Below are 15097 nucleotides of genomic sequence, written 5' to 3' on the forward strand. Positions count from 1 at the left end.
ACAAAAAACAAGGGAGGCGAGCTTTGATGAATCGCTATTATAGAGTCGCTTTGTTTTTTCTAGCATTTGTTCTTGCCTTCAGTTTAGCTGGCTGTGGAACGGCAGCTGATTCTACTCAGAAAGCTTCAGAAAAGAAGATAGAGAAAACCGAAAAAAAAGCAAAAGAAGAGAAGAGGGATCCTGCTGAAGCCGAAGTTGCTCAAACAGAAGCAGTTTCAACAGGAACAGATTCAAGTAATGAGCAAAATGTTGCTGGGAGTGGAAATACTTCGGATACTTCCCAACCAACTACAACAAATACACCATCTCAGAAGACAGTTACCAATAATCAAACTGTAACAAACAATGCTCAAACAGCACCTGTACCAACACCAAAAGCTGCTAATCCAGTACCTGCAGCACCTGCAGCCGTAAGTAATCCGGAACCTACACATACTGTTACGATATCTATTATTGGCCCGAAAGACCGGAGAAATATTTTAGGTGCCACAAAAGTGGATATTAATACAGGTGATACTGTAATGGACGTGCTTCTTAAGATTGAAAAAAGTGAAAATATATCAGTTGAATCTAGAAATGATTATGGTTCAACTTATGTTGAGGCAATTGATGGTATTTATGAAGGTGACTATCCTGGTCAAAGCGGTTGGACCTATAAACTTAATGGCATAATGGTTCAAGAAAGTGCTGGAAAAGCAGCAGTGAAAGACGGTGACCAAATTGTTTGGGCGTACGTTGGAGGTTAAGCGAAGGAACAACCTAACAAAGAGTTTTACACATGTTCATCCACTTGTCGCAATCAGTTATTACGTGGGTGCTCTTTCTCTCATTATGCTACTTTTTCATCCAATCATCCTATCGATGGGATTGGTTATGATCTTTGCTATTCATTTTATTCAAGATCGCTGCAGAAGCTTGCAGCGATGGTTTTTTTTTATGATAGCAAGCGGCCTGATTATTATTGTTTTTAATCCTTTTTTTATTGAAAGAGGCCGTCATGTATTGTTCGAGATTTTTCAACACCGGTTTACCTTAGAGGCCGTTATGTATGGTGTTACGACAGCTTTATCAATAATTGGTGTTGTAGCTTTATTTGTATCCTACAATGAGATCATGACCCCTAATAAAATATTTTATTTATTTTCCAAGTTTCTGCCGCAATTTGCTGTTTTACTGATGTTAACGCTGCGGTTTATCCCGCTGATGAGAAGAAGGCTTGCAGAAATTTCAGCGATTCAAACGAGTAAAGGGATTTCTGTTTTGAACGGTTCATGGAAAAATCGAGCAAAATCCGGCTTATTATATGTTCAAGTGTTATTAACATATTCACTAGAAGAAGCCATTCAAACTGCCGATTCGATGAATGCCAGAGGGTACGGGCAGGGCAGTCGCTCAACCTATGAATATTTCAGATTTAAAAAGACGGATGCGGTCGCTATGATTTATTTACTGATGATCTTTATTTTTACGTTACATGGGCGTTTTTCTGGTCACGGCTTTTTAACGATATATCCAATGATGGAGTCGGTTCGTCTTTCGGTTATGGATTTGATTTTGATGGGTGAATTTCTATTGTTTTTAGGATTTCCACTTTTTGTTGATATAGGAGGGATCATTCGATGGCGCAAATTGAATTAAACAATATAACTTTTACATATCCAGAAACGGAAACTCCAGCCCTTAAAAATCTATCCCTCCAAATTGAAAAGGGTCAATTTGTTGTTCTTTTTGGAGCTTCAGGTAGTGGGAAAAGCACACTACTGCGGCTATTGAAAAAAGAAATAAGACCCCACGGTGAGTTAAAAGGGGACATTATTATTAATGGACGATCAAGACAAGAGTCTGATGCTGGGGCAAATGAAATTGGCTTTGTTTTTCAAGATCCAGAGAACCAGGTTGTAGCTGAGAATGTCCTCCAAGAAATCGTGTTCGGGCTTGAAAACATGGGATTGTCTACAACAGAAATGAGAAGCCGAGTAGCTGAAATGGTCCATTTCTTCGGTGCGGAATCCCTTTTAGATCGTAAAACTCATGAGCTTTCGGGAGGAAAGAAGCAACAGATTAATTTAGCATCAGTTTTGTTAATGCAACCAAACATTCTTCTTTTAGACGAACCAACGGCACAGCTTGATCCGGTTAGTGCAAGAGAATTACTTGATATGCTCGTTCGACTGAATGATGAGTTTGGGATGACGATTGTGGTAGCTGAGCACAGGTTAGAAGAGTTGTTCACGGTTTCTGATAAAATCGTCATGATGGAACAAGGTAAAATTACCCATGAGGGCGCACCAAAGCAGATGATGGAAATGCTTTGGAATTCCTCTAATCGTGTCTATGTACCAAGCATTCCATCTCTTTATTTGAGCATCGAAAAGAATGAGAATAGAAAAAATCCACCGCTTACTGTTAAAGAGGGGAAAAGGTGGTTCCAACAAAATGCTCTAATTGATTTGAGTACTTCCGATTCATCTGTTGTGGCAGATGCGAAGGAAGAGTTGATTCGAGCTAAAAATCTGGCATTTCTTTATAGCAAAGATGATGAAATGGTTTTAAAGGAATTAGACTTTTCAATACAAAAGGGAGAAACATATGCCCTCCTTGGAGGGAATGGATCAGGAAAATCAACGCTCCTCAAACTAATTGGTGGCATTCTTAAGCCATCTCAAGGGAAAGTGTTTTTTCATGAAAAACCCTTAAAAACTTGGTCGAAAAATGATCTCATAAAAAAAATAGGATATTTACCGCAAAATCCAAAAATATTTTTCATTCAAGACACTGTCGAAAAAGAAATTAACGAGACGTTGAAGCAATGGGGAATAACGGATTTCTTTGAGGTTGAACGTCTGCTAAATTTATTAGGGATCGCTCATCTACGAAATCAGCATCCATATGATTTAAGTGGGGGAGAATTACAAAAAGCTGCCCTTGCCTGTTTGTTGATAAGAAATCCAGAAGTGTTGCTACTTGATGAGCCGACAAAGGGCCTCGATCCAGTTTCCAAGGCCAACCTAGCCGAAATTCTCAAAGGTTTACAGGAGGGCGGCACAACGATATTAATGTCAACGCATGATGTAGAATTTGCAGCACAGCATGCGACGAAATGTGGAATGATGTTTCAAGGGAAGATTACCTCTGAGGGTTCGCCAAGCGAGTTTTTCAAAGGGAATTTCTTTTATACGACTATGATCCAAAGACTATTTCGCCATATCCCCGAAAGTCAGATTATGACACTAGAGGAGGCCGTTTCGGCATGCAAAACAAAAGTGCATTGAAAAAGGTTGGCTTCCCCTTGGTGGTTATCCTATTTTTAGTCTTAACTATTTGGTGGGGTGACAGCTATTTATGGATTAGTGTGGGAATGATCTTATCTGCGTTTCTTCTTTTGTTTTCTCGATTTGAAAGTAGGAAAGTAGATGCAAGAGAACTAGTCCTTCTAGCCGTTTTGGCATCCATTGCAGCAGTTGGCCGGATACCGTTTGCAAGTATTCCAAGTGTGCAACCGACAACCTTTGTTATCATGATGTCAGGTTTGGTATTTGGAGCTGAAAGTGGTTTTATGATTGGTGCAGTGGCCGCGCTTGCTTCCAATATGATCCTCGGTCAAGGCCCATGGACACCTTGGCAAATGGTGGCCTGGGGTTTGGTGGGCTGGTCGGCCGGTTTACTGGGGAAAACAAAATTTTTGAATTCCACCTGGGGAAGAATTCTTTTTGGAGCAGTATGGGGATTTTTATTCGGCTGGATTATGAATATTTGGGGTCTACTTTCCCTAAGTCAATACGGTAATGAATTGAGTTTGAAGGCGGCCATTGCTTACTTTGCTGGAAGTGCTTTATTTGATTTCATGCATTCAATCTCAAATGTGTTCTTTATTCTGTTGTTTGGGAAAGTTTGGTTTAAGAGTTTATCACGTTTTAAGCGGAAGTATGGGTTGTTAGAGAAATGAGAAGAAGCTTAATAGAATATGTTTATTTTAAGGCTGTCGAGGAGTCTCGACAGCCTTGCACATTTTGTAGGATTATATAAGGGTCCAAAAGTACCAGAAATTATTGACACTCAAAAGGATAGATGATATTTTATTTTTAGGATATGTTCTTTATATAGAATAAGTGACTATCAGATTAATGATTAATACATTGTAAAGCTATTTAATTAGATCATCAGTAAATGATACATAGGAATCCTCTTCCTATGAGTTCTTTACTATTTTTTTGTTATAAATGTTCTTAAAAAAGAACGGTTAATATTATTAACTTGGAGTTAATTCTTATATAAGTGATTGTTATAAATACATATAAATAAAATTTTTAATAATAAGTTGCGGACCGTTGCGATTTTACAGGAGGAAAAAAATGAGCGCCATCACCGGTATTTATCATGTAAATGGAGAACCAGTACCACATGAACATGGCCTTTGCATGATGAAGGAGTTGCAGAAGTTTCCTGCTGATGACATTCAGACGTGGTATAAGGATAATGTATTCCTTGGCTGCCATGCCCAGTGGATCACACCTGAATCCATAGGCGAAAGATTACCGCTTTACGACTCAGAACGACAAGTTGCTATTACTGCGGATGCAATTATCGACAATCGTAATGAGTTGTTCGATTTACTAAATGTAGATCGAACAAAAAGGAAAACCATGACCGATAGTCAACTGATTTTATTGGCTTACTATAAATGGGGGGAAGACAGCCCCAAATATTTAGTCGGCGATTTTGCTTTTATGATTTGGGATAAGAGGGAGCAGAAACTGTTTGGGGCCAGGGATTTCTCTGGGACTAGGACGCTTTATTATTATCAAGAGCAAAACCGGATTGCCTTCTGTACAGTTATGTTACCCCTATTAACACTTCCTTTTATAAAAAAGGAGCTAAATGAGGAGTGGTTGGCAGAGTTTTTAGCAATACCCCTTAATTTTGAATCGGTAGATGTTTTTTCGACGGTGTACAAAAATATTAAACAAATCCCACCTTCACATTCAATGAGGGTGAAAGATGGCAGAGTAATATTTACAAGATATAGTTTGCTCAAAGAAGGCAAGAAACTAAAATTAAACTCGAATGAAGAATATGAAGAAGCCTTCCGTGAAGTATTTCAACGTGCGGTAACCGACCGCTTGCGTACCCACCGAAAAGTTGGAGCCCATCTAAGTGGTGGGTTGGATTCGGGCTCGGTAGCTAGTTTTGCGGCAAATGCATTACGAAGTGAGAATAAGGAGTTGCATTCGTTTAGTTATGTGCCTGTTGAAGGATTTGAAGATTGGACGGATATTAGTAGAATACCAGATGAAAGACCCTTTATTCAATCGACGGTCGATTTTGTAGGTAATATAAAACCTAATTATCTAGATTTCAATGAGAAAAGTTCACTCTCAGAAGTGGATGATTGGATTGATGCTTTGGAGATGCCTTATAAGTATTATGAAAACAGTTACTGGCTTAAAGGAATTTATGAAGAAGCATCAAAGCAAGGAATAGGTGTACTGCTTAATGGCCAACGGGGAAATTGGACGATCTCTTGGGGACACGCATTAGAATACCAAGCTCTGCTTTTAAAAAGGCTAAAACTAATTAAACTTTCTCGGGAAATCTATTATTTTAGTCAGAGGTTAGGGGGGAAGAAATCACGAATCATTTCTGTCGTTGGAAAAAAGGCATTTCCATTTCTCCACCAATCAATGGCGGGTGATTATTCTTATCCAATGCTCATTAATCCAGACTTTGCAAAAAAAATGAAGGTGTTAGAAAAACTTCATGAACAAAAAGTTGATATAACAGGTACTGCTCTGCCAAACGCTTTTGATATGAAAAAAACACAGTTCGAACAATTATATTACTGGGCTATTAATGGAACTTATGCAACTAAGTTGTCTTTAAAGCACGGGGTATGGGAAAGAGACCCGACAAATGATCTCCGTGTCATCCAGTTCTGTTTATCTGTGCCTGAAGATCAATACGTCCAGGATGGTCAAGATCGTTCCTTGATTCGTAGGTCAACGAAGAATTACTTACCAAATAATATAAGGTTAAATCAAAAGAAGAGAGGTCTACAGGGGGCTGATGGAATTAATCGTATGCTGCCTTCGTGGAATATATTTGTAGAGGAGATTCAACAGCTCTGTAAAGATAAAGTTGTTGGACAGTTTTTAAATTTGTCCATCATAGAGAATGCGTTAGAAAGGCTAAGGGATAATCCTAACCCAAGTGATGTTTACGAAGCAGACTTTAGAATTTTAATGCGCAGTATTATCTTTTACCGTTTTATAAAAAAATCTGCTTGAAGGGAGGTGATTTCATGAAAAAGCAATGGAAACAACCAGTTCTAGAGGTGTTAGATGTCAGTATGACAATGGCAGGACCAGGAATTAGAATTCCTGATGCAGTTCAACCAGATCCAGATGCTCCACTTAATGATGTGGTGCATTATAGTTAATTTCGTTTATTAATCACTGCGGCCCTTATACATTTTATTTTACATAGTATAAGGGCTTTTTTAAATTTTTTTCAGTAGATAGATGGAGGAAGAAGATGATTGAAACTTTAAAATGTTTTTTCTATAAATCTTTCGGTCTTGCAATAAGGAGTGAAATTCCTTTACCTGAATTAATTCCACTCAGTACAGATGAAGATAAACATGATGTAAGTGTGGAGGTTTCAGATCTTTCCTCAAAATGGTCAATATTAAAAAAAGGTGGATATTTTGTTGATAATAACAATAACTTGGTGATGTTCCATGTTCCAGATACTGCTATATTTTGCATAAAAGAAGGGAATAAAGTAATTGTTTCACCTATAAAAGGATATGAGGAAGATAAAATTCGTTTATATATCCTTGGCACATGTATGGGAATTCTCTTAATGCAGAGGAAGGTTTTGACATTACATGGGAGTGCAATTGCAATTGATGGTAAGGTATATGCTTTTATAGGTGAATCTGGTGCAGGTAAATCAACTCTCGCTTCTGTTTTCATAAGAAAAGGATATCAGTTTCTAAGCGATGATGTTATTGCAGTTTCACTATCAAAAGAAGGGATCCCTTACGTATTTCCATCTTATCCTCAACAAAAATTATGGCAGGAAAGTTTACAGGAATTTGGAATGAAGACAACAGAATATCGTCCTTTATTTGAAAGAGAAACTAAATTTGCTGTGCCAGTCAAATCTAGCTTTTTGGATGAGGCTTTGCCACTTGCAGGGGTATTTGAATTAGTAATAACAGAAAATAGCAATATTTCTCTAAACCGAATAGAGTCTCTTGCACGCTTCAGTACTCTATTCAACCATACATTCCGACAGACATTAATTCCTCGCCTTGACCTAATTGAATGGCATTTTAGAGAATCAGCAAACATTCTAAAAAGGATACATTTATATCAATTGCAACGGCCAAATGTACGGTTTACAGCAGATGAACTTGTAACAAACATATTACACTTGATCGAAAAGGAAGGATAAATATGCTCTTATCAAAGGAAGTTATATTAACAAGCAGGGTTGTACAAAGCCCTGGGAATTTAGTAAGTGACATGGATGGAGAAAAGGTAATGCTTAATATTGAAAATGGGAAGTACTATAATCTTGGGGAATTGGGTGGGAATATTTGGGGTTTAATGGAAAGTGAAATTAAAATTGATATTTTGATAGCGAATTTACTTTCAGTATATGAAGTTGAACCCAATGAATGTGAACAACAAGTTCTTTCTTTTGTTAACACCTTATATAAAGAGGGTTTAGTGCAAATAGTTGAATAAGAATTAGGGTAGTTAAGGAGGAGGGATGGTGCTTATTTTGCAAAAGGTGAAAACTTTAGTTTCTTTAGATAGTAGAAAAAGAAAAATGCTTAATGAAGCATTCTTTTATCTTGCCTGGGCCCGAATTCTTAAAATAATACCATTTAAAAAATTAGCTCCTTCATTGGGAATTCAAATGGAGGAAACTACTTTAGAAAATATACGAGAAAACCGAGAGACACTACAAAATGTTTCAGACGTTATACATATAATGAGTATTTACACTTTTTGGGAAAGCCAATGCCTTGTTAAAGCAATTGCCGGAATGAAGATGTTACAAAAGCGTAGAATTGAAAGTACACTTTATTTTGGGACAGCAAAGGATGAAGAAGGAAAAATGATCGCACATGCTTGGCTTAGAAGTGGGGCGTTTTATGTTACTGGAGTTGAGGGAATGGAGAAATTTACAGTTGTCACCAAATTTGCTAATCGAATTATTGACAAAGAAATAAGAGGAAATAACGATGAAAATCAATAATCAAAAAGATATAGATCAAATTTCTAATGAATTAAGCTTACTCCTGTTTTTATTGCATACCTCCGATGACGAGATTAAAATCGATGAAAATAGAAGTGTATTTTCTGATATAAATTGGAATGATTTTATCCAACTTACTATTCACCATCGAGTATTTCCAATTATTTACAACAGAGTACGTAAAATAAATCCGGAATATATTCCTAAACAAGTGATTAATGCTTTACGTTTTCAATATCAGAAGAATGTCTTTAGGATGCTCCAGCTTAGTGGCGAAACAGAGCAACTATCCAGAGTATTTACTGACCAAAACATTAAAACTCTCTTTTTAAAAGGCCCCGTACTTGCTACCCATTTATATGGGGATATTTCCCTTAGAACATCATCAGATTTAGATATTCTCATACCAATAAAAGATTTAGGAATAGCTGAAGAAATGCTTTCGACACTTGGCTACATAAAGGATGAGTACATCTTATCGGTTCTGAATGATTGGAAATGGAGACATCATCATTTTACCTTTTTTCATCCCCAGAAAAAAATTAAGGTTGAAATACATTGGAGATTAAATCCTGGCCCTGGAAGGGAACCAAGCTTTAATGAATTATGGGAAAGAAAAGCAATAAGCTCTATTACAACCAATCAGCCAATTTATATTTTAGGAAATATGGATTTATTTTTATTCCTTGTATCACATGGAGCACGTCACGGCTGGTCAAGATTACGGTGGTTAGAAGATATTGATATGTTATTAAAAAAAGAAATGGATTGGAAGAAAGAAAAAATTCTACTTAGAAGGTATAATTACTCGCATCTTGGAGGTCAGGCTCTTAATCTATGTTCACGGTTATTTTTTACGAAAATCCCAGTAGAGATGAAATATTTGGCGGAGCGAAGAAGGTCAAATCAGTTGGCGAAAAGTGCATTATTTTACGTAAGGAATATTGTGAATTTGCATAACGAGCCTCTTCCTGATGAAGTATCCCTTTATCACAAAAAATATTTATTCTTAGTAATGTCGCTTGAGCAAAAGATTTTATTTTTATTGAGTTTTCTTTTCCCATATCCTGAAGATGCCCAAACATTACCATTGCCAAAGCTCCTCCATTTTTTATACTTTCCTTTGCGTCCATTCTTATGGGCATGGAGAAAAAGAAGGAAACAGGTTTTATCATAGGGAGGATAAAATATCATGACAGCGTTTCTCTATTTTATAAAAAAATTTCATTCCTATTCGGGGCGAGTAATGGTCTGGAATATATTAGGAATGGGATTAATAAGTTTTTTTGAAGGTTTTGGTATTTTCTTATTAGTCCCAATGCTGGGTTTCGTTGGAATCGTAGATATTAATATTGGCAAGACTCCATTAAATAAACTCTTTGGTATCCTCGATATGTTCCCGTTAAAGTTTGGGTTACCTATGATATTGGGTTCCTATATTTTATTGATTTTTTTTCAGAACCTGATTGATCAAAAATTAACAATAAGGAATGCTAAAATCTGCCAAGGTTTTATTGGCAAAATGAGATTGGAGACTTATAGTTCTCTATTACATGCTAATTGGGGCTTTTACACAAAAAAGAGAAAATCCGATTTAGTAAACATTATGACTATTGAACTTGCTCGTGTAGCCGGTGGAACTTACCAATTTATATTACTTCTATCATCGATAATATTTACCTCTATTCAAATATTTATTGCGTTTTTGATATCAGTAAAAATGACACTTTTTGTTCTAATAAGTGGTCTTGTATTGGCATTGTTTTCACGTAAATTTATAAAACAATCCCAAAATCTTGGTAAGAAAACTTCCTTGTTAGCGCAAGAATATCTTGCAGGAATAACAGATCAACTGAATGGGATTAAAGATATAAAAAGTAATACTCTCGAAGATTCTCGTTTGACATGGCTTGGTACTGTGGTCCGAGGTATGTTTGATGAACAGATTGAATATATTAAATTGAAAACTAATTCACAAGTGTTTTATAAAATGGCATCAACTATATTAATAACCGTGTTTATTTTTTTTTCGGTGAAAATATTTAACTCTCAACCAGGGCAATTTCTTTTAATACTTGTCGTCTTTTCTCGGCTATGGCCGAGGATAACTGGGCTACAGTCCAGTTTGGAACAATTGGCTTCAACCTTACCAGCTTTCAATGCATTATTAGATTTACAAAATGAAAGTAAGGAAGCTACTGAAATAAAAAATGAGGCAAGTTACAGAAATGCTGACTCTTTAAAAATTATAAAGGGTATAGAATGTCAAAATGTATCTTTTAGGTACAATAAAAATAATTTAACTTATGCTGTCGAAAATATAAACATAACAATTCCAGCAAATGAAATGACAGCAATTGTTGGTCGTTCTGGGGCTGGGAAAAGCACCATAATTGATATATTGATGGGACTTAATCAACCAGAACAAGGAGAAGTTATTGTTGATAATTCGCCACTTTCAGGTGGGAATTTACTTTCGTTTAGAAGAATAATCAGCTATGTTCCGCAGGATCCCTTTCTATTTAATGCGAGTATTAAAGAAAATTTACTGATGATGGAACCCAAAGCAAGTGAAGCTATGATTTGGGAAGCGCTAGAAAAGTCAGCTGCCGATGATTTTGTAAGAAGACTACCTCAAGGGTTAAATACAATGATTGGTGATAGAGGAATAAGGCTGTCGGGTGGGGAACGTCAACGTCTTGTATTGGCAAGAGCATTATTACGGAAACCATCAATTCTTGTTTTAGATGAAGCCACAAGCGCACTCGATACAGAAAACGAAAAAAGAATACAAAAAGTATTAGAAAAGCTTAAGGGGTCGATGACTATCATTGTCATCGCGCATCGATTGTCCACGGTACGAAATGCAGACCAAGTGATCGTGTTGGATAAGGGGAAAGTAATCCAAAGTGGTGGATTCAGTCAGCTTGCTAAAGAAAAAAAAGGCGTATTTCGAAATCTACTCGATAAACAATATGAAGTTGGTCTATGAAAAACCTGCTAGTTTCATAGAGAATTTGTCATAAAATATATAGGCGGATAAATCATAATATATCGTTGACACGTTCTTTATAAAGAACTAAAATTAGGTATGTTATATATTTACATTTATAACTATTTTGAGGGTTATTACTGTGAAAATAATGAGCTACTATAAATTAACGCAATTCTTATTTTTTTCTTGTGACTGTTCATTATTTAGAACTTAACGGTAAATTAAATCAATTAAAATATGTTAAATCAAAGTCTAGCCAAAAGGGTGGTTCGATGAGGGGAAATCCAACTAATTACTCACAAAAACAAGTAGCCAAGGAAATTAATTTAAAAGAACTATATCATGTGATCAAAGGTAGATTCTGGATCGTTATACTTATCACCCTTCTTGCTACAAGTGCCGGTGCCATTTATAGTACCTTTTTCACCACACCTTTATATCAATCATCTACGAAGATTATTATTGATGCAGATGCCGAATATCGGAAGACATTACAGGTAATTATTAAGGATTCAACGGTTTTGGAAAAAGTTGTTAAAGAACTGGGTATTGAAAGATCATCAGAAGCGCTTGCTGGACAAATTACGGTAGCAAGTATTGATAACTCACAGGTAGTGAGTATTTCAGTTGTAGACTCGGACCCTAATCAAGCAGCAAAAATAGCTAATACCACAGCAAAGGTTTTTAAGGATGAAATACCTAATATTATTGACTTCAATAAAGTAACTATTTTATCGGATGCAAAGGTTTTTCCATTTCCTATAAATGAGAATCAAAATAGAACCATTATGATTTCTTTTGTTCTGGGATTAATTATCGGAATTGGTTTGGTACTTTTATTGGATTCCTTGGATGATTCAATCAAGTCAGAATATGAGGTTGAAGAACTATTGGGGTTGCCGGTAATAGGAACAGTTTCGAAAATGAATAATAAAAATGTTAAAAAAAAAAACAATAGTTATTCGGAATTAGAGATAAGAGGTGAAACCATTGGCCTTAAATAAACGAAGAACCATAGATGCGGGAAATAAACGAAATTTGGTTGCCCATACTCATCCGGAATCTATTATTTCTGAACAGTTTAGGACAATTCAAACCAATATTACTTTATCATCAGCAAGTGGTGGAAATCGCATTTTTTTAATCACTTCGCCAAATAGTGGAGAAGGTAAATCAACCACAGCAGTGAACTTGGCGATCTCGTTAGCATCCCAGAAGAGAAAAGTGCTTCTTATTGATGCAAACTTAAGAAACCCAAGCGCACATATCTTCTTTAGAAGTCAAAATAAATTGGGTTTGACGAATGTACTTTCAGGTAGAGTACCATTAGAGGAAGCTGTAACCACCACTGATATCGATAGATTAGAGGTGTTAACAAGTGGCCCGCTACCACTTAATCCTGTTGAATTATTAGGTTCATATATGATGCAGGAACTATTAGAAATGGCCCATCAATCCTATGATCTTGTCATTATAGATTCACCTTCAGTTCTCGAAGTAACCGATTCTAAGCTATTAGCGGATCATTGTGATGGAGTCATTCTTGTGATTAATCGTGGAAGGACACAACTTGAAGATGCTTTGGAAGCAAAAAAAGAGTTAGCATTTGCCAAAGCAAAAATAATAGGTGTGATTTTGAATGAGTAAATAGATAATAGAAATATTTAAGTACTGACAAACCAAAAACTAGGTAATTAACAGTCTTTTTGTTCTTAATTAAGAACTAAGAGGTGTAACTGGTGATGTCTCCTTATCGTTATCAATGGAGGTACTCGGTCATGCTGTGGGTTTAACAAACCTTAGACGCAGGTCGTCAAGAGTGTGATGTGAGGCGGGGTTAAATGCCCTAATTATTAATTAAAACCTTTAATAATGTGTTTTCACTAGAGAACATTTTATTAAAGGTTTTTTTACAAAAATATGGTGATATCTGAAAAGGAAGAGGCAGTAGGGAAATCCGGACATTACAGATAGATCACATATGAGGGGGAGAGTATGACATATAAAAAAAGATTATCACTGTTTATGATTATAGATTCATGTATTGTCATAACTGCAATTTTTGTTGGGAGATTTTTGGTAAATGCAACATTGAATGTGATTACTATTCCAATAATCGCTAGTTCAATAGCCATTTTACTGAGTCATCATCTTTTTTCATTAGTATATAAACTTTATAAAAAGGCCTGGGAGTATGCCAGTGTAGGGGAATTATTGATTATTTTTAAAGTAGTAACTTTTTCTATTATGGTAGCAGCTATTGTTCAACAAGTGATGGTAGGAGAAATATACTTTCGTTTATTAACAGTTACTTGGTCTCTACATATTCTCTTAATTGGTGGATCCAGATTTTGTTGGCGAATCATGAGAGATACAATTATTGATACACATCAAAATAAAAAACGTACTTTGATTATTGGTGCTGGTTCTGCTGGAACCATGGTTGCACGGCAGTTAATAAAAAATTCTGAAGCAAATCTAATACCTGTAGCATTTATTGATGATAATGAAAAGAAACACCAACTAGAAATACTTGGGATAACAGTTGTTGGTGGTGTAAATGAGATTGAGAAAACAGTTAAAAAGCTAGAAATCGATAATATTATTATTGCCATTCCTTCTCTAAATCGAAAAGAGTTAAATTCTATTTTTCAAGAATGTGCAAAGACAAAGGCAAAAACGAAAATTCTACCAATGCTTGAAGATTTGGTAACTGGGAAAATATCAGTTAATCAATTTCGAGATGTCCAAGTAGAGGACCTTTTAGGAAGAGACCCGGTAGATCTAAATATTGAGAGTATTTCGGAATATATCACCGATAAGGTTGTATTAGTTACAGGGGCAGGAGGATCAATTGGGTCAGAGATTTGTAGGCAAATATCAAATTTCACTCCAAGAAAATTAGTGTTACTAGGACATGGAGAAAATAGTATTTACTCTATTGAGATGGAACTAAAAGAAACTTTCGGTATTACAAAAATTGAATTTATTACTGAAATTGCCGATCTTCAAGATGCAAAAAAAATGATGGATGTGATGGGTACATATCAGCCCCATGTTGTTTACCATGCAGCTGCTCACAAGCATGTACCGTTAATGGAACGAAATCCAGAAGAAGCCGTCAAGAATAATGTTATCGGAACGATGAACATTGCTAATGCGGCAAGTTGGCACGGAGTGGAAACATTTGTGATGATTTCTACAGATAAAGCAGTAAACCCAACAAGTGTAATGGGCTCTACGAAAAAGTTAGCTGAAATGATTATTCAACACATGGACAAGAATAGTAAAACAAAATTTGTTGCAGTACGGTTTGGAAACGTTCTAGGAAGCCGGGGAAGTGTTATTCCACTATTTAAAAAACAAATCGAAAAGGGTGGACCAATAACGGTTACAGACCCAGAAATGGTTCGCTACTTTATGACAATTCCGGAAGCGTCGCGACTTGTTATTCAAGCAGGATCCTTGGCAAGAGGTGGGGAAGTTTTCATCTTGGATATGGGTGAGCCCGTAAAAATAGTTGATTTGGCCAAAAACTTAATCAAGCTATCGGGGAATAATATTGAAGAAATCGGAATAGAATTTACAGGAATTCGCCCTGGTGAAAAGTTGTTTGAAGAGCTTCTAAAGGATGATGAAGTTCATGATAAACAAGTTTACCCAAAAATCTATATAGGAAAGACAGCAGAGCTGTTCTTCAATGAAATTGAAGAATTGATCGCCAATTATTCAAACATGGATAAAGAAGCATTGAGGGAGAAACTGTTGAATTTAGCAAATAACAGAGTTGCTACTCAGTCGCAACCAATCATGACAATTCCTAGTTAAAAG

General features: G+C 36.1%; 14 protein-coding genes. All 14 read left to right on the top strand.

The features are described 5' to 3' along the window. The first annotated feature begins 26 nt into the window (after positions 1 to 26). The 14 genes from B1NLA3E_RS04720 to B1NLA3E_RS04785 all read left to right on the top strand — a co-directional run bounded on the left by B1NLA3E_RS04720 (position 27) and on the right by B1NLA3E_RS04785 (position 15094). Positions 27 to 746, top strand: a complete 720-nt coding sequence (locus B1NLA3E_RS04720) for a DUF4430 domain-containing protein (protein ID WP_015592699.1) — start codon at positions 27 to 29, stop codon at positions 744 to 746. Then, positions 712 to 1638: an energy-coupling factor transporter transmembrane component T gene (locus B1NLA3E_RS04725; RefSeq protein ID WP_236619605.1), complete on the top strand. Its 927-nt coding sequence runs from the start codon at positions 712 to 714 to the stop codon at positions 1636 to 1638. Before B1NLA3E_RS04720 ends, B1NLA3E_RS04725 begins: the two co-directional genes overlap by 35 nt. Beyond that, positions 1620 to 3272 carry an ABC transporter ATP-binding protein gene (locus B1NLA3E_RS04730; protein WP_015592701.1) on the top strand — a complete coding sequence of 551 codons (1653 nt, stop codon included), beginning with the start codon at positions 1620 to 1622 and terminating at the stop codon, positions 3270 to 3272. The genes B1NLA3E_RS04725 and B1NLA3E_RS04730 overlap by 19 nt, the downstream gene beginning before the upstream one ends. Next, positions 3251 to 3946 carry an ECF transporter S component gene (locus B1NLA3E_RS04735; RefSeq protein ID WP_015592702.1) on the top strand — a complete coding sequence of 232 codons (696 nt, stop codon included), beginning with the start codon at positions 3251 to 3253 and terminating at the stop codon, positions 3944 to 3946. The genes B1NLA3E_RS04730 and B1NLA3E_RS04735 overlap by 22 nt, the downstream gene beginning before the upstream one ends. Before the next feature lie 406 nt (positions 3947 to 4352). Further along, positions 4353 to 6284: an asparagine synthase-related protein gene (locus tag B1NLA3E_RS04740; RefSeq protein ID WP_015592703.1), complete on the top strand. Its 1932-nt coding sequence runs from the start codon at positions 4353 to 4355 to the stop codon at positions 6282 to 6284. A gap of 14 nt (positions 6285 to 6298) precedes the next feature. Further along, positions 6299 to 6436 carry a paeninodin family lasso peptide gene (locus B1NLA3E_RS24645; protein ID WP_041580310.1) on the top strand — a complete coding sequence of 46 codons (138 nt, stop codon included), beginning with the start codon at positions 6299 to 6301 and terminating at the stop codon, positions 6434 to 6436. Positions 6437 to 6531: 95 nt separating this feature from the next. After that, positions 6532 to 7458, top strand: a complete 927-nt coding sequence (locus B1NLA3E_RS04750; RefSeq protein WP_015592704.1) for an aldolase — start codon at positions 6532 to 6534, stop codon at positions 7456 to 7458. Positions 7459 to 7460: 2 nt separating this feature from the next. After that, on the top strand, positions 7461 to 7754 hold the full coding sequence (locus B1NLA3E_RS04755; protein ID WP_015592705.1) for a lasso peptide biosynthesis PqqD family chaperone: 294 nt from the start codon (positions 7461 to 7463) through the stop codon (positions 7752 to 7754). A 25-nt stretch (positions 7755 to 7779) separates the two neighbouring features. After that, a complete protein-coding gene (locus B1NLA3E_RS04760; protein ID WP_015592706.1) occupies positions 7780 to 8271 on the top strand; it encodes a lasso peptide biosynthesis B2 protein in 492 nt (163 codons plus the stop codon). Beyond that, positions 8258 to 9448: a nucleotidyltransferase domain-containing protein gene (locus B1NLA3E_RS04765; protein WP_015592707.1), complete on the top strand. Its 1191-nt coding sequence runs from the start codon at positions 8258 to 8260 to the stop codon at positions 9446 to 9448. Before B1NLA3E_RS04760 ends, B1NLA3E_RS04765 begins: the two co-directional genes overlap by 14 nt. A 15-nt stretch (positions 9449 to 9463) precedes the next feature. Then, a complete protein-coding gene (locus B1NLA3E_RS04770; protein ID WP_015592708.1) occupies positions 9464 to 11263 on the top strand; it encodes an ABC transporter ATP-binding protein in 1800 nt (599 codons plus the stop codon). 275 nt (positions 11264 to 11538) lie between these two features. Continuing rightward, a complete protein-coding gene (locus tag B1NLA3E_RS04775) occupies positions 11539 to 12270 on the top strand; it encodes a YveK family protein (RefSeq protein WP_015592709.1) in 732 nt (243 codons plus the stop codon). Further along, positions 12257 to 12913 carry a CpsD/CapB family tyrosine-protein kinase gene (locus B1NLA3E_RS04780; protein WP_051120126.1) on the top strand — a complete coding sequence of 219 codons (657 nt, stop codon included), beginning with the start codon at positions 12257 to 12259 and terminating at the stop codon, positions 12911 to 12913. Before B1NLA3E_RS04775 ends, B1NLA3E_RS04780 begins: the two co-directional genes overlap by 14 nt. 348 nt (positions 12914 to 13261) lie before the next feature. Beyond that, a complete protein-coding gene (locus B1NLA3E_RS04785) occupies positions 13262 to 15094 on the top strand; it encodes a polysaccharide biosynthesis protein (RefSeq protein ID WP_015592711.1) in 1833 nt (610 codons plus the stop codon). The last annotated feature ends 3 nt before the right edge of the window (positions 15095 to 15097 follow it).

It is taken from the genome of Bacillus sp. 1NLA3E (assembly GCF_000242895.2).
Taxonomy (GTDB): Bacteria; Bacillota; Bacilli; order Bacillales; family Cytobacillaceae; genus Bacillus_BU.